This is a genomic window from Cellulomonas soli, assembly GCF_052036975.1.
GTDB classification, from domain to species: domain Bacteria; phylum Actinomycetota; class Actinomycetes; order Actinomycetales; family Cellulomonadaceae; genus Cellulomonas; species Cellulomonas soli_A.
In genome coordinates this window covers 1-23,453 of record NZ_JBQIAR010000019.1, presented here as the reverse complement: position 1 = coordinate 23,453, position 23,453 = coordinate 1, and the positions used below count along the sequence as shown (strand labels likewise).

General features: G+C 73.8%; 16 protein-coding genes and 3 tRNA genes. 13 read left to right on the top strand and 6 right to left on the bottom strand.

The genetic code is table 11. The features are described from left to right. Positions 1–14: 14 nt before the first annotated feature. From ACTHAM_RS16275 to ACTHAM_RS16265, 3 genes are all read left to right on the top strand, one after another. Positions 15–1,022: a polyprenyl synthetase family protein gene (locus ACTHAM_RS16275; RefSeq protein ID WP_440689357.1), complete on the top strand. Its 1,008-nt coding sequence runs from the start codon at positions 15–17 to the stop codon at positions 1,020–1,022. A gap of 304 nt (positions 1,023–1,326) precedes the next feature. Continuing rightward, complete coding sequence (locus tag ACTHAM_RS16270) at positions 1,327–2,835, top strand: RDD family protein (RefSeq protein ID WP_440689355.1); 1,509 nt, start codon at positions 1,327–1,329, stop codon at positions 2,833–2,835. A 91-nt stretch (positions 2,836–2,926) separates the two neighbouring features. Further along, entirely contained in the window at positions 2,927–3,703 is a 777-nt protein-coding gene (locus ACTHAM_RS16265) for a PP2C family protein-serine/threonine phosphatase (protein WP_440689353.1), read from the top strand. A gap of 17 nt (positions 3,704–3,720) precedes the next feature. On the opposite strand, the gene rarD is transcribed toward ACTHAM_RS16265, so the two are convergent. Next, a complete protein-coding gene (rarD, locus tag ACTHAM_RS16260) occupies positions 3,721–4,665 on the bottom strand; it encodes an EamA family transporter RarD (protein ID WP_440689351.1) in 945 nt (314 codons plus the stop codon). Positions 4,666–4,802: 137 nt separating this feature from the next. On the opposite strand from rarD, the gene ACTHAM_RS16255 reads away from it, so the two are divergent. After that, positions 4,803–6,182, top strand: a complete 1,380-nt coding sequence (locus ACTHAM_RS16255; protein WP_440689349.1) for an FAD-dependent oxidoreductase — start codon at positions 4,803–4,805, stop codon at positions 6,180–6,182. 4 nt (positions 6,183–6,186) lie between these two features. Here the strand turns inward: ACTHAM_RS16255 and ACTHAM_RS16250 are convergent, their stop codons facing one another. From ACTHAM_RS16250 to ACTHAM_RS16240, 3 genes are read right to left on the bottom strand one after another with little or no spacing between them, the layout of a single operon-like run. Then, positions 6,187–7,014: an amino acid ABC transporter ATP-binding protein gene (locus ACTHAM_RS16250; protein WP_440689347.1), complete on the bottom strand. Its 828-nt coding sequence runs from the start codon at positions 7,012–7,014 to the stop codon at positions 6,187–6,189. Beyond that, positions 7,011–7,883 (bottom strand): amino acid ABC transporter permease, encoded by an 873-nt coding sequence (locus ACTHAM_RS16245; protein ID WP_440689407.1) that lies wholly within the window; start codon positions 7,881–7,883, stop codon positions 7,011–7,013. Before ACTHAM_RS16245 ends, ACTHAM_RS16250 begins: the two co-directional genes overlap by 4 nt. Before the next feature lie 54 nt (positions 7,884–7,937). Beyond that, positions 7,938–8,780: an ABC transporter substrate-binding protein gene (locus tag ACTHAM_RS16240; RefSeq protein ID WP_440689345.1), complete on the bottom strand. Its 843-nt coding sequence runs from the start codon at positions 8,778–8,780 to the stop codon at positions 7,938–7,940. 243 nt (positions 8,781–9,023) lie between these two features. Between ACTHAM_RS16240 and htpX the strand changes: the two genes are divergently transcribed. The 3 genes from htpX (at position 9,024) to ACTHAM_RS16225 (ending at position 20,526) form a co-directional block, all read left to right on the top strand. Beyond that, complete coding sequence (gene htpX / locus ACTHAM_RS16235; protein WP_440689343.1) at positions 9,024–9,917, top strand: zinc metalloprotease HtpX; 894 nt, start codon at positions 9,024–9,026, stop codon at positions 9,915–9,917. Between the two features lie 119 nt (positions 9,918–10,036). Then, on the top strand, positions 10,037–12,613 hold the full coding sequence (locus ACTHAM_RS16230; RefSeq protein WP_440689341.1) for a LuxR C-terminal-related transcriptional regulator: 2,577 nt from the start codon (positions 10,037–10,039) through the stop codon (positions 12,611–12,613). A gap of 239 nt (positions 12,614–12,852) precedes the next feature. After that, positions 12,853–20,526 (top strand): DUF5979 domain-containing protein, encoded by a 7,674-nt coding sequence (locus tag ACTHAM_RS16225; RefSeq protein ID WP_440689339.1) that lies wholly within the window; start codon positions 12,853–12,855, stop codon positions 20,524–20,526. 51 nt (positions 20,527–20,577) lie between these two features. Here ACTHAM_RS16225 and ACTHAM_RS16220 read toward each other — a convergent pair whose 3' ends face one another. Continuing rightward, a complete protein-coding gene (locus ACTHAM_RS16220; protein ID WP_440689337.1) occupies positions 20,578–21,075 on the bottom strand; it encodes a YajQ family cyclic di-GMP-binding protein in 498 nt (165 codons plus the stop codon). Between the two features lie 213 nt (positions 21,076–21,288). Between ACTHAM_RS16220 and ACTHAM_RS16215 the strand changes: the two genes are divergently transcribed. From ACTHAM_RS16215 to ACTHAM_RS16190, 6 genes are all read left to right on the top strand, one after another. Beyond that, a tRNA-Tyr gene (locus ACTHAM_RS16215) sits at positions 21,289–21,370 on the top strand. Positions 21,371–21,587: 217 nt separating this feature from the next. Next, positions 21,588–21,660 (top strand) — tRNA-Thr (locus tag ACTHAM_RS16210). Between the two features lie 51 nt (positions 21,661–21,711). Next, positions 21,712–21,788, top strand: a tRNA-Met gene (locus ACTHAM_RS16205). Positions 21,789–21,867: 79 nt separating this feature from the next. Beyond that, positions 21,868–22,038: a 50S ribosomal protein L33 gene (gene rpmG / locus ACTHAM_RS16200; protein ID WP_146951503.1), complete on the top strand. Its 171-nt coding sequence runs from the start codon at positions 21,868–21,870 to the stop codon at positions 22,036–22,038. Between the two features lie 35 nt (positions 22,039–22,073). Next, the gene (locus tag ACTHAM_RS16195) at positions 22,074–22,526 is read left to right on the top strand and encodes an FAS1-like dehydratase domain-containing protein (protein WP_440689335.1); all 453 of its coding nucleotides are present in this window, start codon (positions 22,074–22,076) and stop codon (positions 22,524–22,526) included. Further along, a complete protein-coding gene (locus tag ACTHAM_RS16190) occupies positions 22,523–22,966 on the top strand; it encodes a MaoC family dehydratase (RefSeq protein WP_440689333.1) in 444 nt (147 codons plus the stop codon). Before ACTHAM_RS16195 ends, ACTHAM_RS16190 begins: the two co-directional genes overlap by 4 nt. Before the next feature lie 61 nt (positions 22,967–23,027). Here ACTHAM_RS16190 and ACTHAM_RS16185 read toward each other — a convergent pair. Next, on the bottom strand, positions 23,028–23,453 hold a 426-nt coding region (locus ACTHAM_RS16185; RefSeq protein WP_440689331.1), incomplete at its 5' end, for a substrate-binding domain-containing protein.

Here is a 23,453-nt window from a genome sequence, read left to right as displayed (position 1 = left end):
GATAGGTTCGACCCGTGACGACCGCACTTGCCCTCCCGCTGGCCGACCCCGAGCTGGCCGCCCGGCTCACCGGCCGGCTCTCGCTCGTCGAGGAGCGGCTGCGTGACGCCGTCACGCAGCCCGACCCGCTGGCCGACGACGCCTCACGCCACCTGGTCAACGCCGGTGGCAAGCGGCTGCGGCCGATGCTCACGCTGCTGACCGCCGAGCTCGGGGACGGTGCCCGACGCGAGGTGCTCGACGCGGCCGTGGTGGTCGAGCTGACGCACCTCGCGACGCTGTACCACGACGACGTGATGGACTCCGCGCCCCTGCGGCGCGGTGCGCCCTCGGCGCACGAGGTCTGGGGCAACTCGGTCGCGATCCTCACCGGTGACCTGCTGTTCGCGCGGGCCTCGACCACGGTTGCCGGTCTTGGGCCGGACGCGGTGCGCATCCAGGCACAGACGTTCGAACGGCTGTGCCTGGGTCAGCTGCACGAGACCGTGGGTCCCCGCCCCGACGAGGACCCGGTGGCGCACTACCTGCAGGTCCTCGCCGACAAGACCGCCTCGCTCATCGCCACCTCGGCGCGGTTCGGGGCGATGTTCGCCGGCTGCCGTCCGGCCGTCGTCGACCAGGTCACCGAGTTCGGCGAGAAGATCGGCGTGGCCTTCCAGCTGGCCGACGACGTCATCGACCTCACCTCGGACAGTGCGGTCACCGGCAAGACACCGGGCACGGACCTGCGTGAGAAGGTCCCCACGATGCCCGCGCTCCTGCTGCGCGCTCGTGCCGCGCGCCCCGACGCCAGCGCCGAGGACCTGCGCGTCCTGGCCCTGCTCGACGGTGACCTGACCGGTGACGAGGCCCTCGCGGAGGCCGTGGCGGCGTTGCGCACGCACCCGGTGGTCGACGAGACCCGTCGGCACGCCGTGGCCCTGGCCCGGGCGGCCGTCGTCGAGCTCGAGCCGTTGCCCTCGGGGCCGGCCAAGGACGCCCTGGTGTCGTTCGCGCAGTCGCTGGTCGACCGGACCGCATGACATGTCAGGAGCGGCTGTGACGAGCGGACCCACCCCGCCCCGGTGCACGGTGTGCGGGCTCCCGCTGACTCCCGGGGCGGCGCTGTGCAGCGAGTGCGGGGCGCGCGTCGCCCTGGCACCGGCGGCGAGCGACCGCTCCTTGCCGACCGTGGGCCCGACGGGTGCACGGAGCGCGGGTCCGACGACCGGCCCCGTGCCCGTGCCGATGGCCCTGCCCGGCGGGGCGCCCGGGCAGGTCCCTGCGGGGCACGCACCCGGCCCGGGTGTCAGGGAGCCGCACAGGGCCGGCACGGGGGCTGTCCCGGTGGCACCCACCGCGGTGGCCCCGGTGGGCCTGCGTGTGCTCGCCTACCTGGTCGACAGCGTCGTGCTCGGCCTGGTCGTGGGGCTCGGCTGGGGGATCGTCGCGCTCCTGGGACCGCAGGACCCGACCGGTTCGGCGATCACCCTGCTCCCGTCGGTGCTGGCCCTGCTGGCGGTCGTCGGACAGCTGGTCGCCGAGGCCACCACGGGCGCGACGGCAGGTTCGGCGCTGCTCGGCATCCGTACCCTCTCGGCACGCACGGGCCGGCCGGCGGGGCTGCTCGCGGTGCTGGTCCGCGCACTGGTCGTGGGTGCGGGGGCGCTCGTGTGCTTCGTGGGTCAGTGGGTCGTGGTGGCCTCGGGGGCGTGGGACCGCGGGCCGGCGTTGCGCGGCTGGCACGACAAGGCCAGCGGCACGATGGTGCTGCGTGCGCGCGCGGCAGGCGCGAGCGCACCTGCCGCGCCGGGTTCGTCGCAGCGCCACGGGCCGGGTGCACCGCCTGTGCCGCGCGGGGTCACCTCCTCGCCGACGGGAACCGCGGCACCCGCGCCGATGGCACCCGCGGGTCCGGTGACCCCGGTGGCCTCGGTGCCGGTGCTCACGTTCCCCGGGCCCACTGCGCGCGTCGAGCCGTCCGTGGCGCCCGCGGCCCCGACCGTCGGACCTCCGCCGCCGTCGGCCCCACCGCCTGCAGGCACCCCGGCCGCGGGTGCGCCGGTCGGCGCACCGCCCGTGGCCGAGGTGCCTTTCGTCGGTCCGGTGGCACCCGCCCAGCCGCCGCTCCAGCCCGTCGCACCGGCACCGGTAGAGCCTGGGAGCAGTCGCCGGGCGCGCCGTGCGGCGACCGGCCAGACGCCGATGGTCGACGTGCCCTGGGCCGTCGCGCTGCCCACGGTCACCGGCGCGCAGCCCACGGTGACCGGCGCGCAGCCTGTGGTGACCGGCGCGCAGCCTGTGGTGACCGGCGCGCAGCCTGTGGTGACAGGCCCGCAGTCGGCGCTGACGCCGACGGGGATCGAGCCGGTCGTGTCGACGGCCGCCCAGCCGATCGTGGCTGGCCCCCCGCCTGTCGCAGCACCGCGGGCCGCTGCCGCGTCCGCAGCTGACCCCTTTGCCGAGCTGGAGCTCACCCGGCTCCGCGAGGCGCCCGGCCCGACCGGTGGCCCCACGCCGGGCATCGGGCTGCGGCTCGTGCTCGACACCGGTGAGCGGGTCGAGGTGGCCGGTGACGGCCTGATCGGGCGCCGCCCGGATCCCGCGCCCGGTGTCGTGCACCTGGTGCCGGTCGACGATCCTGCCCGGTCGGTGTCCAAGGTGCACCTGGCGTTCGGCCTCGACGCGGGCGCACCCGGCCAGATGTGGGTCATGGACCGCGGGTCGACCAACGGCTCGGTGGTCGTGACACCGTCGGGTGCCGAGTCGGTGCTGCCGGCCGGGGCGCGGGTCAGCGTCGGTCCGGGGTGGACCGTCCGGTTCGGGGAGCGTCGCCTGCGGGTCGAGCAGGCCTGACCGCTGCCGCGACGTGCCGGCGGCACAGCCGTGGTCGTTATGCTGACGGGCGTCCAGCTCCTCCCGATTGTCGATCCTGACCGGAGCCACGATGACCGCCGCGCCCGTCCCCACCCCCGGGGCAAGGGTGCCTCGCGTGCGGGTGCGGGCAGGGGCCGCCACGGCCACGGCCCGCCGGGAGACCAACGAGGACACCTACTTCGCGGCCGACGGCCTGTACGTGGTGGCGGACGGCATGGGCGGTCACGACGCCGGGGAGCTGGCCAGCCGGACCGCGGTGGACGTGCTCGCGGCGTCCTTGGTGGGGCGCACGCCGCGGCCGGCGGACGTCGTGGCAGTGGTCCGTGAGGCCAATGCCCGTGTGCGTGACCTCGCGGCCGGGCACAGCACCCGACCGCCGGGCACCACCGTGTCGGGTGTGGTGCTCACCGTGTGGCAGCGCACACCGTGCTGGATCGTGCTCAACGTCGGCGACTCGCGCACCTACCGCATGATCGGCGGCGTGCTCGAGCAGGTGACGAACGATCACTCGGAGGTGGCGGAGCTCGTGGCCAGCGGTGTCGTGGCCCCCGAGCAGGCGTTGCGGCACCCGCGCCGCAACATCGTCACGCGTGTGCTGGGTGGTGTCGACGACGCCGTCGAACCCGACGTGCTGCTGTTCCCCGTCAGTCAGGGCGACCGCATGGTCGTGTGCTCCGACGGCCTCAGCGATGTGCTGGGCGACGCCCGGATCGAGGCCGAGCTGCGGCTCGAGGAGGACCCGCAGGCGGCGGCCGACCGGCTCGTGGCCGCTGTCCTGGCCGCCGGCGGCAGCGACAACGTGACCGTGCTGGTGGTCGACGCGGCGGTAGGAGGCCGGTCGCGCTGAGCGCGGCGGTGCGCGGGTCAGACCACGTCGGCCGCGGTCCGCTCGGCTGCAGCACGGCGGATGCGTCGCGCGGCGCGTGAGCTGCGCAGCCCGTCGACGGTCATCAGGACCAGGGCGACCCACACGAGCGCGAACCCCCACCACCGGGCCGGCGGCATGGTCTCGTGCAGCACGCCGACGCCGATGAGGAACTGCAGCGTCGGCCCGATGTACTGCAGCAGGCCCAGGGTGCTCAGCGGCAGGTGCCGCGCGGCGGTGTTGAACAGCAGGAGCGGCACCGCGGTCACCACCCCGGATCCGACGAGCGCGGCGGTGTGCCCTGCACCGTGCTGGCCGAAGCTGGACGTGCCGGCCGCGGCGAGCCAGCCCAGGTAGCCCAGTGCGACCGGCGCCAGCACGGCGGTCTCGACGGCCAGCCCCGGGACGGCGCCCACGGTGCGCCCCACCCTGTTCTTCAGCAAGCCGTACAGGCCGAAGCTGGTCGCGAGCACCAGGGCGATCCACGGCACGGTGCCGTACCCGACGCTGATGACGACGACCGCGCTCGCGGCGACCCCGAGCGCGACCCACTGCACCGGCCGGAGCCGTTCTCGCAGCACCAGGACCGCCAGGCCCACGGTGACCAGCGGGTTGACGAAGTAACCGAGCGCCGTGTCGACGACACGGTCGGTCAGGACGCCGAACACGAACACCAACCAGTTGACTGCCAGCAGCGTGGAGGCCGCCGCCAGCACCAGCACGGTGCGGCGGTCCCGCACCGCGGCGGCGAACCCGCTCCAGCTGCGGGTGACGGCGAGCAGCAGCAGGCAGACGACCAGCGACCACACGACCCGGTGGGCGATGATCTCGACTGCACCGGCCGGTGCCATGAGCGGGAAGTACAGGGGGAGCACCCCCCACAGCGAGTACGCGGCGATGCCGCAGGTCAGGCCCAGGCGGGACGGGGCGGGGGAGTCGCTCACGCGCACGACCCTAGGCCTGTGACGTGGCGCCCGGCTGACGACGATGTCCGGATCCTGGCGAGCGGGTGAGGCCGCCTTCCGCGGGCGCCCTATGCTGGAACGCTGGATCTGTCACCGCCCGGAAGGCACCCGCGCTCGTGAGCACCCCCACCCTTCGCGTCGCCGTCGTCGGCGCCGGCCCGGCCGGCATCTACGCCGCCGACATCCTGTCGAAGACCGACCTCGACGTGAGCATCGACCTGTTCGAGCGGCTGCCCGCCCCGTTCGGTCTGGTGCGGTACGGCGTGGCCCCCGACCACCCGCGCATCAAGCAGATCATCGTCGCGCTGCACAAGGTCCTCGAACGGGGCGACATCCGGCTGCTGGCCAACGTCGACTACGGCACGGACCTCAAGCTGGACGACCTGCGCCAGTTCTACGACGCGGTGATCTTCTCCACCGGCTCGTTCCGGGACGCGGCGCTGCCGATCCCCGGCATCGAGCTGGACGGGTCGTACGGGGCGGCGGACTTCGTGTCCTGGTATGACGGTCACCCGGACGTGCCGCGCACGTGGCCGCTGCACGCCCGGCAGGTCGCCGTGCTCGGGGCCGGCAACGTGGCGCTCGACGTGGCGCGGATCCTGGCCAAGCACGCCGACGACCTGCTGCCCACCGAGATCCCGGCGAACGTGTACGAGATCCTCAAGGCCAGCCCGGTGACCGACGTGCACGTGTTCGCCCGTCGCGGCCCCGCGCAGGTCAAGTTCTCGCCGCTGGAGCTGCGCGAGCTCGGCCACGTGCCCGACGTCGACGTCATCGTGTACCCCGAGGACTTCGAGTTCGACGAGGGGTCGATGGCGGCGATCCACTCCTCGAACCAGACCAAGCAGGTCGTCAAGACCCTCACGGACTGGACGCTCAAGGAGCCCGAGGAGCTGACGGCGAGCCGTCGCATCCACCTGCACTTCCTGCACAAGCCCGTCGAGGTGCTCGGCGAGGACGGCAAGGTCGTCGGGCTGCGGACCGAGCGCACGGCGCTGAACGGCGACGGGAACGTCACGGGCACCGGGCAGACGCAGGACTGGCCGGTGCAGGCGTTGTACCGCGCCGTGGGGTACTTCGGCTCGCCGCTGGTGGACATCCCGTTCGACGACGTCGCCGGCGTGATCCCGAACCGTGAGGGTCGGGTCGTCGACGTCGACGGTGAGCACATCCCGGGTGTGTACGCGACGGGGTGGATCAAGCGTGGCCCGGTCGGTCTGATCGGTCACACCAAGTCGGACGCGTCGGAGACCATCCGGCATCTCGGCGAGGACGTGGCGGCCGGCGGTGAGGCGTTCTACTCGGCGAGCGACCGCGACCCGCAGGCGGTGCTGGACTTCCTGGTGCAGCGCGGCGTGGACGTCGTGGACTGGTCGGGGTGGGAGCTGCTCGACGCGTACGAGCGCTCGCTGGGCGAGCCGCACGGGCGTGAGCGCATCAAGGTCGTGCCGCGTGAGGAGATGACGGCGATCGCCCTGGGCCGGCACCAGGCCTGAGTCGTCAGCCGGAGACCCGCCGCAGGAACTCGCGGGTCCGTTCCTCCTGCGGGTCGCCCAGCACCTGCGCGGGGGTCCCACGCTCGTGCACGCGCCCTGCGTGCAGGAACACGACCTCGTCGGCGACCTCGCGGGCGAACGCCATCTCGTGGGTGGCCACGACCATCGTCAGGCCGGTCTGCTTGAGCTCGGTGAGCAGCTCGAGGACCTCGCCGACCAGCTCGGGGTCGAGCGCGCTGGTGACCTCGTCGAGCAGCATGACGGCCGGCTTGCCCACCAGGGCCCGGGCGATGGCGACGCGTTGCTGCTGACCGCCGGAGAGCTCGTCGGGGAATGCACGGGCCTTGTCGGCCAGACCGATCCGGTCCAGCACGGCCAGCGCCTCCTCCTCGGCCTGCGCGCGCGGCACCTTGTGCACGAGCCGGGGGGCCAGCGTGACGTTGTCGAGCACGCGCAGGTGCGGGAACAGGTTGTACGCCTGGAACACCATGCCGATGCGTGCGCGGATCGTGTCGGCGTCGAGCCGAGGGTCGGTGATGTCCTGGCCTTCGAGCTCGATCACGCCGTCGTCGACGTCTTCGAGCAGGTCGATGCAGCGCAGCAGGGTCGACTTGCCCGAGCCGGAGGCGCCGATGAGCACCACGACCTGGTGGGCGCCCACCTCGAGCGAGAGGTCGTCCAGCACGACGTGCTCGCCGAAGGCCTTGCGGACGTGGCGCACCGCGAGCACCGGGGCGTCGGGGCGCACCGAGGCAGGAGGGGTGTCCGGGGCACCCGGTGGCGGGGGCAGCGGGCGCCCCGGCGGCGGGTTGCGCAGGCGTCCGGGGCTCATCGCATGGCCCCCGCTCCGGCGAGCGCCCCTTGCGAGCCGAGCCAGCCCGAACGTCGTGCGAGTGCGTCGGTGAACCGCGTCAGCGGGATGGTGAGGATGACGAACAGCACGCCCGCGACCACGTAGGGCGTGAAGTTCGCGTAGGTGGCCGTCTGGATCTGCGCGGCACGCACGGCGTCGACGGCTCCCAGGATCGAGATGAGCCCGGAGTCCTTGGACAGGGCGACCAGGTCGTTGAGCAGGGGCGGCACGACGCGGCGGACCGCCTGCGGCAGCACCACGTGCCGGAGGGCCTGGCCGCGGCTGAGCCCGAGGGAGCGTGCTGCGGCGACCTGCGAGGGGTGCACCGACTCGATGCCCGCGCGGAACACCTCGGCGACGTACGCGGAGTAGGTGAGGACCAGCGCGAGCCCGCCGAGCACGACGGCGGAGGTCGGCACCCCTTGCAGCCGCAGACCCGGCAGCCCGAACCCGACCAGCAGCAGCACGAGGATGAGCGGCAGCCCCCGGAACACGTCGACGTAGGCGGTGGCGGCGGCCCGCACGGGGAAGAAGGCCGGGCCGCGCAGCGTCCGCGCCAGCGCGAGCGCCATCGCCACGACGACGATGAGCACCGCGCACACGACCATGACGCGCACGTTGAGCCACAGCCCCTCGAGTACCGCCGGCAGTGACGAGCGGGCGACGTCGGGGTCGAAGAACGAGCCCTTCACCCGCGGCCAGCCGGGTGAGGACACGAGGCCGAGCACCGCGACGGCGGTCAGGACGAGCGTCGAGGTCAGTGCGACGGCCGTCGAGCGACGGGCGCGACCCCGCCGGAAGGCGTCACGGTCACGCTGACGCTCCGACGGGGTCCACGCACGGGGCATGTCCCCGGGGTTGTCGCTCACTGCGGTCGGCAGGCTCCTCGGATCGGGGCGGGCTCAGGACAGCACAGGTGCGCCGGCGGCGTCCGTCAGCCACTGCGCCTCGAGCTCGTCCAGCGTGCCGTCGGCCCGCAGCGCGTCGACGGCCTCGGTGACCGGGTCGGTCAGCGCGGAGCCCTTGTCGAGCACCAGACCGAACTCGTCGCCGCCCGCGCTGTCGGGCAGCTGCCCCAGCAGCACCCCGCCGTCGAGCTCGGCTGCCGTGATGTAGAGCGCGGTCGGCAGGTCGACCACGATCGCGTCCACCAGCCCGGAGGTGAGGGCCTGCTTGACCAGGTCGTTGTCGTTGAACACCTGGACGTCGGTGGTGGGTGCGATCTCCTGCTGCGCGGCGGTCAGGCTCGTGGTGCCGACCATGGCGCCGATGCGCAGTCCCTGCAGGTCGGCCAGGCTCGTGGCCTCGGCGGCCGCGGTGCCCTCGAGGGTCACGACGGCCTGCGCGGTCGTGTAGTAGGGGCTGGAGAAGTCCAGGTTGGCCTTGCGCTCGTCGCTGATCGAGACCTGGTTGACGGCGAAGTCGAAGGACTTGGTCCCCGGCGCGATGATCTGGTCGAACGTCACCGGGACCCACTCGACGTGCTCGGCGTCGAACCCGAGGTGCGCGGCGACCGCGTAGGCGACCGCGGACTCGAAGCCTTCCCCGCTCGTGGGGTCGTTGTCGACGACCCAAGGGCCGTAGGCCGGGTCCGAGGTGCCGACGGTCAGCACGCCCTCGGTCACGGTTGCCAGGGCGCCGTCGGTGGAGGCGACGGACGCGGCAGCCTCGTCGTCGACCGGCGCACAGGCCGCGAGCGCCAGGGCGGCGAGTGCGGCCAGGGCGGTCCAGCGGGGTGCGCGCATGGGTGTCTCCATCGTTCGGGGAGTCGAAGGGCTGGTCACAGCGGTACCGGACCGATCGGTGAGCCGGTCCGGGGTGAGCACAGGATACGAGCAGGCGCCACCGGGCGGGGCGGACGTCCGCGCTGCGAGAGGACCGCACGTGACGTCTCCCGGGAACCGTGCCGCTCCCGGGAGCGTTCTGCTGGTGCGAGTGGTCCCGCGGTACGCGCCGGGTCCGGGACCAGGGGAAGGAGACGGACGAGGATGGGTCGCCAGCACTTCAACGGCGTCAAGACGGCCGCGCTGTTCGGGGCCATGTGGGCGGTGCTGCTCGGGATCGGCTGGGTGCTCGGCCGGGGCCGTCCCACCTACCTGCTGCTCTTCGCCGGGATCGGTCTGCTGACCACGGCGTACAGCTACTGGAACTCCGACAAGATCGCGATCCGCGCCATGCGCGCCCGGCCCGTCTCCGAGATCGAGCAGCCGACGATGTACCGGATCGTGCGTGAGCTGTCGACGGCCGCACGCCAGCCCATGCCGCGTCTGTACGTCTCGCCGACCGCTGCGCCGAACGCCTTCGCCACGGGACGCAACCCGAAGAACGCGGCGGTGTGCTGCACCGAGGGGATCCTGGCGATCCTCGACGAGCGCGAGCTGCGCGGGGTGCTCGGGCACGAGCTGATGCACGTCTACAACCGCGACATCCTCACCTCGTCGGTCGCGGCGGCCGTCGCGGGTGTCATCACCTCGCTGGCCCAGTTCGCGCTCTTCTTCGGCGGCGGGGGCGACCGTGAACGGGGCGGGAACCCGATCGCCGGTCTGCTGCTGGCCCTGCTCGCACCCCTGGCCGCCATGATGATCCAGCTCGCGATCAGTCGCACACGTGAGTTCGACGCCGACGAGGACGGGTCGCGGCTGACCGGTGACCCGTTGGCGCTGGCCTCGGCCCTGCGCAAGCTCGAGCAGGGCACCGCCGCCCGTCCGCTGCCGCAGGACCGCGAGCTGGTCGACGTCTCGCACCTGATGATCGCCAACCCGTTCCGCGGGGCCGGCATGGGCAGGCTGTTCGCCACGCACCCGCCCATGGCGGAGCGGATCGAGCGGCTCGAGGGCCTGGCCGGCGCAGGGTTCGGCCCAGGGGGTAGCACCCCCTCCTGACCCGGCGTGACCCGACTCACCCCCCTTTCACCCGATGCGTCCGCGAGCGGAAGCGCGCTGACCACGCACGATGGGTGCGACAGGAGGTTTCGGCACGACTGCGGACGGAGCGGGCACGGGTGGACTCCGCGGGCGACGTGCACGACCTCGGGCGTGCGGCACCCGTGCTGGACCGTCCCCGGCTGCTCGGGATGCTCGACACGGCTGCGCCGCTGACGGTCGTCCGTGGACCGCTGGGTGCCGGGGCCGGTGTGCTGGTCGAGCAGTGGCTCGCGGCGGGCGGTGCCGACGGCACCCGGCTGGTGCGGTTCGACGAGGAGCCCGCCGAGGGTTACGTGGCCGCGTTGCAGGACGTCCGCGCCGACCCGCGGCCCACGACACTCGTCCTGGCACGACTGCGTCCCGGCGACCCGCACCGGGATGCGGCCGTCCTGGCGCTGGCCGGTGCGGCGCCGCACGTGCGCTGCGTGGTGACGACCCGCGGCGGCACGCTGCTCGACGTGCCGTCGCGGCGCGACGGGGTGCTCATCGGACCTGAGGACCTGGCGTTCACGGTCGACGAGGCGCACCGGCTCGCCCGGCTGCTCGGGCTCGACGACGACGCGGCGGGACGCATGCCGGTCGCAGCCGTCCACGGGCGGGTCCGGGGCTGGTGCGCGGCCGTGGTCGCGATCCTCACCGGTGCGCGGTCGACCGACGGCTCGAGCGCCGGGGGTGCCGAGGCCGGACGTCGCGCGGGTGGACCGGTGTCCGTGGACGAGTCGCCGGTCGAGCCGCTGCTGACCGCGGCGCTCGACGCGCTGGTCGCGCCCGACGGTCGCAGCGCCGGGGCGGTCGGTCGCCTGGCGTTGGCCGACGAGATCGACGAGGCGACGGCGCGCGCGGTCGCGGTCGACCGGTCGACCGTGCAGCTCCTCGTGCGGGGTGGCCTGCTGGAGGCCGACGACGACGGTCTGGCCACGTTCGCGCCCACGGTGCGCCGACTGCTGGTCGCGCGGCTGGCGCGGACCGAGCCGGACCTGCATCACGACCTGCACGTCCGGCTGGCGGAGGTCACGCTCGCCTCCGGTGCGAGGGACAGGGCGCTCGCGCACGCGATCCTCGCCGAGGAGTGGGATCAGGCCTCCACGATCCTGCAGGACGGGATGGTCGAGCTCATGTGCCACCGGTTGCCCCTCGTGCAGCGGGTGATCGAGCTGGCACCGCCAGGGCGGATGCACGTCGAGCCGAGCATGGAGCTGCTGCGCTCGTTCCTGGTCGGCATCCTGCCCGTGCACTCCGACCGCACCGGCACCGGCACGGTGCTCGACGTCGTCGCGGCCCGCGGCTCCGACGAGATGCCCGGTGGTCTGCGCCCCGACGTGGCGACCCCGGTCCCGGTGCCCGTCCCGGAGACCGACCGGGACCGGATCGGTGCGGCGCTCGCGCAGGTGCTGACCTTGCGCACTCTCGGTCACGTCGACGAGGCCGAGGAGGTCGCGGCCCGCTCCGAGCACCTGCTGCGGCTCGACGCCGAGGCGCTCGACCTCGTCGCCCTCGCCCGGTTGCACTGGGGGATCCTGCGGCTGCTGCGTGGCGACCTGGTGCGTGCCGGGCAGGACCTGCGGGCGTCGGCCCGTGCGGCCCGGCGCACCGGCATCGACTTCCTGCTGCGCAACGCGTGCGGCGACCTCGCGCTCGTGCATGCGCTGCAGGGCGACCTGGTTGCCGCGCAGGGGTGGCTGGACCAGCTCGACGCGGTCCCTCCGGCCGGCGGGGAGCTCGAGGACCTCTCGCGGACCGGCTGGACGGTGGCCCGGGCGCTCGTGGCCCTCGGGCGGCTCGACCTGGCGGCGGCCGAGGACCTGCTCGCCGAGCTGGCCGGAGCCGAGCGGCTCGTGGTGCGTGAGGAGCTGTGGGCGTTCGTGGCGTACGCACGTGCCGAGCTGGCCGTGCTGCGCGGGGACCGGGTGGGTGCGCTGCACGCGCTCGAGGTGGAGGTCGCCTCGCACGCGGACACGTGCCGCCCGGGCAGCTTCGTGCGTGACCTGCTGGTCGGCGCGCGCGCGGACCTGCTCGTCGCGCTGGGTGACGGCAACCGCGCGCGGGACGCGGTCGAGGATGCCGCGGACCTGCCCGAGCTGTTGCGGCTGCGGCGCGCGCGCATCGACCTGCTGACCGGTGACGTGCTCGCGGCGCGCACGCAGGCCGTCCGGGTCGCGCATGCGACGACCACGACGCGGCACCGGGTCTCGGCCCTGCTCCTCGAGGCGGTCGCCGAGCACAGGCTCGGCCAGGGCGCCGCCGCACTGGTGGCCGCCTCCCGCGCTGCGGAGCTGGCGCATCCGCAGGGTCTGGTCCAGGGGTTCGCCCAGCTGCCCACCGACGAGCTGCGCGCCGTCGCCGCCCAGCCGCTGACGCCCGGCGGTCCCACGCCGCACGCCGTCGGCCTGCTGCGCGACCTGCTCGAGGGTCAGGCCATCGACCAGGTCGCTGCCGTGCCGGCGAGCCTGACGGTCGTGGAGCTCACCGAACGTGAGCGCGCGGTGCTGACCGAGCTGGTCTCCACGCCGTCGCTCGACGTGGTCGCGGCGCGGCTGTTCGTGTCGCCCAACACCGTCAAGTCCCAGGTGCGGTCGTTGTACCGCAAGCTCGGCGTGCACAACCGGGACGACGCCCTCGTGACCGCGTACCGACGGGGTCTGCTGCACGCCTGAGCGTCCGGGCGGTGCCCGACTCGGGCGAATCGGGACGAAGGTCCTGGACGCGTGTCCGGTTCACCCCTCGAATCACCTCGGCCTCACCCTGTCCGGCCTCGGCCGTGCTGAGTCACTTGTCCACGACCTCCCCGTGTGCCCGTTCTCGGGCCTCGAGACCCGTTCGTGAACAGAGGGAAAGCCCTGTGCCCCGACCGTCCAGCACCCTGCGCCGGCAGCCCCGACGACCGTTGAGGCGGTTGACCGCGACGCTGGCCTCCCTGGCGGTCGTCGCCACCTCCGTGCTCGCGGGCGCGGCACCCGCGCTCGCCGCCCCCGGTGACCCGGGCTGGTCCGACATGCACCTGACGAAGACCGTCTCGACGTCCACCGTCGACGCGGGCGAGACGTTCTCGTTCCTGCTGACGTTCGACTGCTACTCGAACGTCAACAGCTGCCAGGACGCCGTCCTGACGGACACCCTGCCTGCGGGGCTCACGCTGATCAGCGTCGACCCTCTCTCCGCGAGCATCCCCGCCACCGTGGCCACGTCGGGAAACACGGTCACGGTGGCGTTCACGAAGGAGCTGGGGGACCCGCACCCCGCCGGGTCGGTCGGGCTCGTCGAGGGGTCGACCGGCTCGCTGCGCGTGCACGCCCGCTTCCTCGACCGGGACGCCTCCGACGGCGACCTGACGGTGACGAACACCGCGACGATGACCGCGAGCAACCGTGGCACCGTCACCAGCTCGGCGGACGTCACGCTCAGCGTGGTGCCCGCTCCGCTGGCCACCGCGGGCAAGACGTGGGCGGACGCGGTCGACGGTCCCGGACCGGCGCCCGTCGACGAGCTCGTGCAGCCCGGCGCCGCCAAGCGGGTGACCCTCACCGGCACGACGAGCTCGAACTTCACCGCCACGTCGCTCACCCTGCGTGAGCCGTCCGACCCGACGTCCATCCCCGCCGGGAGCGCGTTCGACCGGCTGGACCTGGCGGCGTTGACCGGTGCGGACGTCGCCTGGCCCGCCGGGTCCACCGGCCTGCGCGTGGTCGCGTACGTCGGCGGCACCGCGTACGACCTGGGCGAGTCCGCGCGGGCCTCGGTGTCCGCCGGCGACGACCTGCTCGGCTCGTTGCCCGTGGACGTCGCGGACGTCACCGGGCTCGAGCTGACGTTCCTCGGGGCGATGGGCACAGGGGCCACGGGCGGCGTGACGCTCGGCACCGTGCAGCGCACCAGCGCGCGCTCGGGCGGCCCGGTCGAGGGCACGGTGACCAACACGGTCGCCGTCGTGTCCGAGGGCCAGGTCGACGGCACCGTCTACACCTCGCCGGCCGCGACCGCCTCCGCGTCCTTCGAGCTCGTGCCCGCGCACCTGGCGGCGACGTCCGCCAAGTCGACGTTCAGCCCGGCGACGCTCCCGCTCGCGGGCGCGACCTCGACCGTCACGATCTCGGGCACCAACACCTCGAACGTGCCCGCCGCCGCGCTCACGCTCAGCGACCCGGCCCCGGGCTCGTCCGGTGTGTTCGCCGCCGACGGGATCCAGCTCGCAGGTCTCGGCACCGACGGGGCCGGCGCAGGGATCCAGTGGCCGAGCGGCGCCACGTCGGCGACCCTCACCGTCACCACCGCCGGCGGGACGTCCTCGGCGAGCACCACGACGGCCGGCACACTGCCCACGCTCGCCGCACTCGGCCTGGGTGCGTGGACCGAGGTCACCGGGCTCCAGGTCGAGTTCGCCGGCGCGATCGCCGTCGGTGCCGTCGCCCGCGTGCCGTACCAGGTCGCCGCCGGACCGACCGCGCACGTGACCGACGGCTCGCACGCGGCACCGGTGAACTGCGTCGCGGCCACGACCACCGCCGCGGGCACGACCTCCGCCCCGAGCACCCCGGCGTGCTCCACCGTGACGCTCGTCGCCCCCACGCTGGCCGTCAGCGCCGCCAAGCGGCTCACGTCGTCGACCATCTCCACCGCGCCCGGCACGACGACCACTGCGGTGCTCGGCGCGACCGCGCGCGTGGGCGGTGCCAGCGGGGCCAACGCGCGGCCGACCACGCTCGTGATGACCGAGCAGCGGGTCGACGGCGACGCGACCTCCGAGGCGTGGTGGGACACGTTCGAGCCGACCTCGCTCGTGGCCACGCCGGTCGCCTCCGGCGACACCCTGACCGTGCAGGTGCACGTCAGCGGCGCCTGGCAGACGGTCCGCACGCTCGCAGGGCCGGCGACGCTGACGCAGTCGATCGCGTCGGCGATGTCCGCGGCCGCGGTCAACGGCACCGTGACCGGGGTGCGGATGCTCGTGGAGCGCCCGACCGGGTTCGCCGACGGTGCGACCGTGCGCGCGAACCTCACGTTCGCGGTGCGGGCAGGATCGTCGTACGCGGCCGGTCAGACGCTGACCAACTGCACGCAGGCGACCGCGGAGCTGGCGGGGAACCCGTCGTCCTCCGCGACGTCGGCCGCGGAGTGCGACGACGTCACGGGTCTGGCGTCCGGGCCGGGCGGCCCCGCGCCGCTGACCAAGGACGCGGACCGTCTCGTCACCGAGGGGGCGTCCGGGGCAGCCGGTCAGCTCACGCTGGGGATCGGGTGGAGCACCAACGGTGCTGACGACCTCGCCCGCGTCGAGGTGAGCGACTTCGCCGACCCCGCCACCGGTGACGGCGTCGACGGTACCGACTCGTTCTTCGACGCGTTCGACCTCGTCGGCCTGCCACGGATCACGGCGGGCCCGACCGCGACGGCCGGGTCCGCCTGGGACCCGTACCTCGTGTTCGACCAGGTCGTCGGGGTCGAGCTGTGGGACGGCACGACCTGGCGGGCGCTGGCGAACACTCCGTGCACGGTCGCCGCGCCCTGCACCGCGGGGTTCCCCGGTGTGACGCTCACCGCGCAGGACCGTGCTGACGCGTGGGCCGTCCGCCTCGTCTACGTCCCGCTGCCCACGGCGGAGCGGGCTGCCGTCGTCGACGCACTCGTCGCCGCGGGCGACTGGCGTGCTGCGCTCACCCCCACGGGCAGCGGCGTGGCGGCCGTCCCGGCCGGCGACACCGCGCGCGGCCTGGCCCTGCAGGTCCGGCTGCGCGACGTGCTGCGCTCGGACCCGGCGTTGCCCGTCAACGACGCGCGCACCTACAACGCCTGCGCGGTCGGCGCGAGCACGGCCCCGCCGCTCGACGACTGCGTCGGGCAGGTCGTCAACGACGGGCTGGTGCGCGGCGGGTCCGGTGCAGGCTCGATGAGCCCGCTCGGTGCCGGGACCGCCGGCAACGCCGCGTCCGGACGCACCGTGACGATCCTGCCGATGGCGCTCGCCGTGACGGCCACGAAGTCGTGGCTGCGCGCCGACGCGTACGGGCAGTCGCCGCACGACCTCGCGCTGCCGGAGGCGGGGACCCCGGACGCCGACTTCCCCCGTGCCACGCTGCACGTCACGGCCACGAACGCCACCGCGGACTCCGCCGTCGACACGCTGACGATCACCGAACCGTCCTCGCTGGGGGCCGCGGGCACCAACCCGTTCGACCGGTTCACGATCACGTCGCTGAGCACGGTGCCGCCGACGGGCGCCGACGCCTCGCGCACGGTCGTCCGTCTGGACACCGGCAGCGGCCTGGCCGACGTCGCCTGGTCGACTCTCAGCACCACGCAGCGCACGACGCTGCTCGCCGACGCGGTGCAGGTGCAGGTGGAGTTCGCCGGGCGGATCGCGCCCTCCGCCACCGGTGCGCTGACGCTCGACACACGTCTGCGCCCGACCGTCCGCGGGACGGGCGACCCGGTGACCGCCACCGCCGCGGGCGCCCCGGTCACCAACGAGGTGACGGCCACCTCGACCGACGGTCGCGTGTGCGAGGACTCGACCGCCACGGGCGCGCGCATGGAGGACGTCGACCCGTGCGTGCCGCAGCCGGTGACCGACACCGCCACCGACCACGTGACCATCAGCGCGCCGTCGCTGGACGTGCTCGTCACCAAGGACATCTCGCGTGCGAGCGTCGACCGTGACGTGGCGGGCACCCAGCCGTTCGACGTGCGGCTCACGATCCAGAACGTGGGCAACTCCGAGGCGAGTGCCCTCACGCTGACCGATGCGGCCACGATGCCGGGGGCTGACGCCGACACCGGAAGCCAGCCCGCCGAGCACGCGTCCCCGGCGTTCTACGACGCGGTGGACCTCACGGGGGCCACGGTGACGCAGCTGCCGACCGGGACCACGCGGATCCGGCTCGACGTGCTGACCGGTGCGACGTTCACCGCGACGGGCTCCGACCTCGCCGTCACCGGAGGTACCTGGACCACCGGGACGCCGGTCGCGGCCACGACGGGTGCGCTCGCGCTGCCCGCAGGTGCGGCCTGGTCCGACGTCACCGGTGTGCGCGTGGTGTTCCTCGGCGACGCGCTGGCCACGCCGGGGCAGGTCGGCCGGGTGACGCTCGCCGCCGTGCTGCGCGACACGTTGCGCTCGGGTGGTGCGCCCTCGGCCACCGGTGGGACACCCTCCACGATGGACGACACGGTCGCCAACCCCGGCGCGAGCGTCGTCGGCGAGGTCGCCGACACGGTGACCGGCCGGGCCGACGGCGGTGGCCTGCCGTCCTCGGTGCGGACCGGGTCCGACACGCTGAACGTCCGGGCGGGCACGATCGCCGTGCAGGTCTCCAAGTCGCCGACCGGTGACGTGCTGCCCGGCTCGACCGTGACCTTCACGCTGGGTGCCACGCACACCGGTACCGCCGACCTGCCCGACCCCGTGCTGGTCGACGTGCTGCCCACCGACGCCTCGGGCGAGGTCCTGCGGCTCGACACGACCGAGACCGGCCTGGTCGCCGGGACCGGTGGCGCACCGTGGTCGGTCGCTCTGGACGGTGCGGGCGAGGACCTGCTGGGCACGCCGCAGTCCTTGCGCTACAACGACTCCGCGGTCCCCGCCACGATCGACGGGGTACTGGTACCGGCGCACGCGGTGCTGCTGCGGTGGGAGCCGGGTGCGGTGCTGCTGCCCGGCCAGACCGTGCGCCTGACGTTGCCGCTGGTCGTGCGTTCGAGCGCGCTCGGCCCGGCCACCAACACGGTCGCCTTCGGCTCGGCCTCGTCCACGCGCACGGTGCAGGACCCGACCTGCACCTCGACCGGCACCGGCACCCGGTCCTACTCGGCGTCCGACGCGACGTGCCGGCTGGGCGTCCCGCTGACCGTGTCCAGCTCGGGTGCCTTCACCTCGCGCAAGGACGTGCGCGCCTGGCCGACGGACCTCGGGGCGACGGACACGCGCGCCGGTCACTCCGCCGCGTCCTGCGCCGCGGACGCGGAGGGCTACGTGGCCTACCCGTGCGCCGCGAACGTGCAGCCGGGCGGGCTCATGCGCTGGCGCACCGCGGTGACGTCCGGCAACGTCCCGGGTTCGTCGCTGGTGCTGGTGGACGTGCTGCCGGCGCGGGGTGACGTGGGTGAGGTGACGGCCCTGCCGCGCGACACCGCGTGGCGACCGACCTGGGACGGCACGACGCCCGTGCTGGACGTGGCCCCGGCCGGCGCGACGATGACCGTGCTCTACACGACCGTCGCGCAGCCGCCCGTCACCTACCCGACCGGCCCGGACGCGACCTGGTCGGCCACGCCACCGGCCGACCCGGCGGCGGTCACCGGCTTCGCGTACGTGCTCGACTTCAGCGGCACGGCCGACGGGACGCTCCCGGCCGGGTCGTCGGTGCGTGTGGCGTGGACCATGCGTGCGCCCTACGACCTGCACGCCGACGACTGGGAGGGTCTGGTCGCCTGGAACACCTTCGGGTACCGCGGTGTGTCCGATGCGACGTACACCTCGCAGCCGCGCAAGGCCGGTGTGCTGTTCCCCGAGGGTGCGGTGGGCGTGCGCAAGGCGGTCCAGGACGACACCGACTTCTCTGTCGCGGCGAGCTCGGTCGACGTGCAGGTCACCTGCACGGTGCCCACCGACCCGACCGACCCCGCGGGCCCGCGGACGACCGTCACGCTGCCCGGCGGGGGAGCGGTGACGCTCGGCGCCGCCGGCGGATGGACCGGTCAGGTCGAGCACGTGCCCGCCGGGGCGTCCTGCGTGGTCACCGAGCCGGACGCCGCGGGCGCCAGCCGCACCACGTTCGACCCGGTCGGGTCCACGGACGGGCAGTCCGCGACGGTCGAGGTCCTGGCCGGCGAGAGCGCGGCCGACAACCTCGTCACCGTGACCAACGTGTACGAGGCGGCCTCGCTCACGGTGCGCAAGGCAGCCGCGGGGGCGACCGGTGCGCTCGCGGACGCCGACTTCTCCGTCGAGCTCACGTGCACGTTCGGCGGGCAGACCCTGCCCCTGGCGGCGGGCGACGCGTCGTTCACGCTCAAGGACGGCGCGAGCCGGACCGTCACCGGGCTCCCGGTGGGTGCGCAGTGCCGGGTGACCGAGACGGACGCCTCCGGGGCGACGATCGGCTACCGGATCGACGGGGTCGTGCAGAGCGGTCACGGTGACCTGACGCTGACGACCGCGGACGCCCTCGTGGTGGTCGAGAACGCGTTCTCCGAGCTCGAGCTCACCAAGGACGCAAGCGACGACGACGTGCAGGGTTCCGACACGATCGACTACACGCTCGGCGTGCGGAACACCGGTCCGGCCGCGACGGCCGACGTGCGGCTCGTCGACCCCGTCCCGGCCGAGCTCGACGTCACCGGCGTGACCGCACCGGCGCCGTGGACGTGCACGGTCGACCCCACCGACCCGGCGGACCCGGCGGCGGGCGACACGGTCCGCTGCGCGTACCCCACGGGCAGCACGCTCGTCCCTGGCGCGTCGGCACCGCTCGTCACGGTGCACGTCCGGGTGCCGGACGACGTGGCGGTCGACCAGGTCGTGAACACCGCGACCGTGCGGTGGACCGACACCGGCTCGCCCGACCCGACCCCGACCGAGCGGTCCGACACCGACGACGCCCCCGTCGTGGTCCGGTGGGTCGACGCGACCGCGGGCTCGGTCTGCCGCGCGGACGGCACGTGGCTCGACTACGCGATCGACGTCCGCAACGTCGACACGTCCAGGCAGCCCGTCACGCTCACCTGGTTCGCCGACGCCGACCAGGACGGCGTGCCCGACGGACCGGCCGTGCACGTCGACACCATCCCTGCGGGCGGCGCCCTGACCGGCGCGCTGCTCTGGCCTGGTGCGGCGGTCGATCCTGCGGGTGTGGGCGTCGCGTGGCCGGGCTGGCGTCAGGCCCGGGCGGGCGAGACCCCTGTCTGGCAGGACCAGGTGCCCGACGCGTCGCTGCCCGAGGCGGCGCTCCGCGACGGTGCGCTGCTGACGGTCACGGCCGGGCCGAGCACCACGCTGGCCGTGCCGTTCCCGGCGCTGACCATGGCCTGCGCCGCGCCGCGCGCACCTGAGCTGACGGTCGACAAGGTCGCCTCGACCTCGGTCGCGCGACCCGGTGCGCCGGTCGACTGGACGCTCACGGTGTCGAACACCGGCCACGGCGCCACCGACCGGATCACGCTGCGTGACGACGTCCCGGCGACCCTGCGGGTGGTGTCCGTGCAGCCCGCGGCACCCGCGACGGACGGTTCGGCTGCGTGGACGTGCACCGTGACGGGCCGCACCGCCGAGGGCCGTGGTGGCCTGGTCGAGTGCGTGCTCGGCGGCTGGCTCGGCGCCCGGGGCACCGCCCCCGCGGTCGTGGTGAGCACGGTCGTCGAGAGCACCGGCACCGTCGAGAACGTCGGTGAGGTGGCGTGGGCCGACCCGGACGGCTCCGCGCGGTCGATGCGCTCGTCCACGGGGTCGGCCGAGGTCGTCGTCGCGGTGCTGGCCCTGACGGGCGCGGAACGGCTGGCCCTGCTCGTGGCGCTCGCCGTGGGCCTCGTGCTGGCCGGTCTGACGAGCCTGGTGGTGCGGCGCCGGTCGCGCGCCTGACGTCACCCGGGGCCCGTGCGCGCCGGGCGCGGGCCCCGGGGACGAGGCAGGTCAGCGGTAGTTCACGAACTGCAGCGCGGCGTCGACGTCGGCGCCCTTGAGCAGCGCGATCACGGCCTGCAGGTCGTCGCGGCTCTTGGCGCTCACGCGCAGCTCGTCACCCTGGATCTGCGTCTTGACGCCCTTGGGGCCCTCGTCGCGCACGATCTTGGCGAGCTTCTTGGCGACCTCGGTGCTCAGGCCTTCCTTGATCAGCCCCTCGAGCCGGTACTCCTTGCCCGAGGGCTTGGGCTCGTCGTCGCCCGTGTCGAGCGACTTGAGCGAGATGCCGCGCTTGATGAGCTTGGACTGGAACACGTCGAGCACCGCGAGCACCCGCTCGGAGGAGTTGGCGACCATGAGGACCTTCTCGCCGCTCCACGTGATCGAGGCGCCCACGCCCTTGAAGTCGTACCGCTGGAGGATCTCCTTGGCGGCCTGGTTGAGCGCGTTGTCGACCTCCTGCCGGTCGACCTTGCTGACGACGTCGAACGAGGACTCGCTCGCCATGTTCCCTCCTTGTCGCCCGGTCTGGTGCCGGGCTCGTCCGTGTGCCTGCGGGGCCCTCTCCACGGCGGGGAGGGCTGGTGCGCGGGCTCGTGCAGGGTCGTGCGGGAGCTCGCGTGCACGAGGAGCCCCCGGAAGTTGCTATCCTTCCACCCGCACGTTGCTCGCGCGGTCGCGGTGGTCCTGCCACCCCGGTCACCGGGCGGCACGCACCCTGGCGGGTTACCCGAGTGGCCAAAGGGGGCTGACTGTAAATCAGCTGGCAACGCCTACGGGGGTTCGAATCCCTCACCCGCCACGGGCAAGACCCCCGGACCTGATGGTCCGGGGGTCTTCTGCTTCGCCGGGTCCGGTTCCGGGTCCGGGCACGGGCCCCGGGGTCGGTCGCAAGGCCTCGCGCGGAGGTGTAGCGGGGGTGGGCGGAGCTCGCCCGCACCGCTCCCGGGCGCCTCGACGTGCGCCTGCCGGGGCCGATTTCGCCCTGACGCCCTGGCCCGTGTAATCTTGCTCGCGCTGCCCCGATAGCTCAGTCGGCAGAGCGTCTCCATGGTAAGGAGAAGGTCAAGGGTTCGATTCCCTTTCGGGGCTCTGTGGTGTGTCACGGGTCAAGGTTCACGCCTTGACCCGTGAGGCACCCGTGGCGGGGTAGCTCAGGTGGTTAGAGCACACGGCTCATAATCGTGGTGTCGCGGGTTCGAGTCCCGCTCCCGCTACCACTCAAGGAACACACCGCGCGTCGGCCGGCGCGCGTCGACAAGATCGCAAGCACCGTGCGGTGCGAGAGGTGGCAAGACCATGGCCAGCAAGAGCTCGGACGTCCGTCCGAAGATCACGCTCGCGTGCACGGAGTGCAAGGAGCGGAACTACATCACGAAGAAGAACCGTCGGAACGACCCCGACCGTCTCGAGATGAAGAAGTTCTGCCCGCGCGAGAACCGCCACACCATCCACCGCGAGACCCGCTGACCCTGCCTCCGGGCAGCAGCAACGGCTGATCGCTGATGGGCGTCGACACCGGCTACGCGGGGCGTGAGTACCCCGCGAACGCGGTCTACGAGGTCTCCCGCGAGAAGCTCCGTGAGTTCGCGTCCGCCGTCGGGTCCACGCACCCGGCGCACACCGACCCCGACGCCGCACGGTCGTGGGGGTACCCGGACGTGATCGCACCGGCGACCTTCGCGGTCGTCATCGCGCAGCGGGCCGAGGCCCAGCTGTTCGAGGACCCGGCGGCCGGTATCGACTTCAGCCGGGTCGTGCACGCCGACGAGCGGTTCACGCATCACCGGCCCATCCACGCCGGCGATCGGCTGGTCACGGTGCTGCACGTCGACCAGATCGTCGAGCGCGCCGGGCTGGCCATGATCACCACGCGTGCGGAGATCGCCACCGAGGCAGGCGAGGCTGTGGCTACCGTCGTCTCGACGCTGGCGGTCCGCCCCGAGGAGGCGGCGTGAGCGGCCAGAGTCGTCCCGGCCTTCCCTCGGCCGCCGGGCTGAGCGTCGGCGAGCAGGTCACCTCCGGCACGGTCACCGTCGACCGTGCACGGCTCGTGCGGTACGCGGGGGCGAGCGGTGACTTCAACCCGATCCACTGGAACGAGCGCGTGGCCACCTCGGTGGGTCTGCCTGGTGTGATCGCGCACGGCATGTGGACCATGGGCGCAGCCGTGACGGTCGTGACCGACTGGCTGGGCGACCCGGGTGCGGTGCTCGACTACCAGGTGCGTTTCACGCGCCCGGTCCCGGTCCCCGACCCGGGCGAGGTCGCCGTCGACGTCGTCGCGACCGTCGGCACCGTGGATCTCGAGGCGCGCACCGCGCGGATCGACCTGACGGTGTCCGTCGACGGCGCTCGCGTGCTCGGCAAGGCACAGGCAGTCGTCCGCCTGAGCTGACCGGCGCCCGGCTGACCGGGGCTCGCTGGCCCTGCCGGTGTCGTAACGCTGCCTGTGACGATCAGCCCGGCGCCGGGCCTGTCGTGGTGCCGATGCGCAGCGTGACGGGCAGCTCGACGTTGGCCGGCTGCTCTCCGGCGAGCAGGGCCTCGACGGCGTGACCGGCGGCCGCGCCCTTCTCGGCCAGCGGCTGCACCACCGAGGTCAGCACGTCGGGGGCGAGCCAGGGCAGGTCGAGCCCGTCGAAGCCGGCCACGGAGACGTCCTGCGGCACGCGCAGGCCGAGCTCGCGTGCGGCGAGCACCACGCCGGAGGCCAGCAGGTCGGACTGGCACAGGATCGCGGTGGGGGGTTCCGGTGCGGTCAGCAGCGCACGGCCGGCGACCGCGCCGTGCTCGACGAGCGAGGCGGGCGTCTCCCACACGGAATGGGGGGTCACGCCGGCGTCGAGGACACCGGCGAGCCGCCGCCCGGTGATGTCCCAGGC

Excerpts from the sequence above, each read along its gene's own strand:
- ACTHAM_RS16265 (WP_440689353.1), top strand. The coding sequence starts at position 2,927 with ATGACCGCCGCGCCCGTCCCCACCCCCGGGGCAAGGGTGCCTCGCGTG.
- ACTHAM_RS16250 (WP_440689347.1), bottom strand. The coding sequence starts at position 7,014 with ATGAGCCCCGGACGCCTGCGCAACCCGCCGCCGGGGCGCCCGCTGCCC.
- ACTHAM_RS16245 (WP_440689407.1), bottom strand. The coding sequence starts at position 7,883 with ATGCCCCGTGCGTGGACCCCGTCGGAGCGTCAGCGTGACCGTGACGCC.
- ACTHAM_RS16240 (WP_440689345.1), bottom strand. The coding sequence starts at position 8,780 with ATGCGCGCACCCCGCTGGACCGCCCTGGCCGCACTCGCCGCCCTGGCG.
- htpX (WP_440689343.1), top strand. The coding sequence starts at position 9,024 with ATGGGTCGCCAGCACTTCAACGGCGTCAAGACGGCCGCGCTGTTCGGG.
- ACTHAM_RS16220 (WP_440689337.1), bottom strand. The coding sequence starts at position 21,075 with ATGGCGAGCGAGTCCTCGTTCGACGTCGTCAGCAAGGTCGACCGGCAG.
- rpmG (WP_146951503.1), top strand. The coding sequence starts at position 21,868 with ATGGCCAGCAAGAGCTCGGACGTCCGTCCGAAGATCACGCTCGCGTGC.
- ACTHAM_RS16195 (WP_440689335.1), top strand. The coding sequence starts at position 22,074 with ATGGGCGTCGACACCGGCTACGCGGGGCGTGAGTACCCCGCGAACGCG.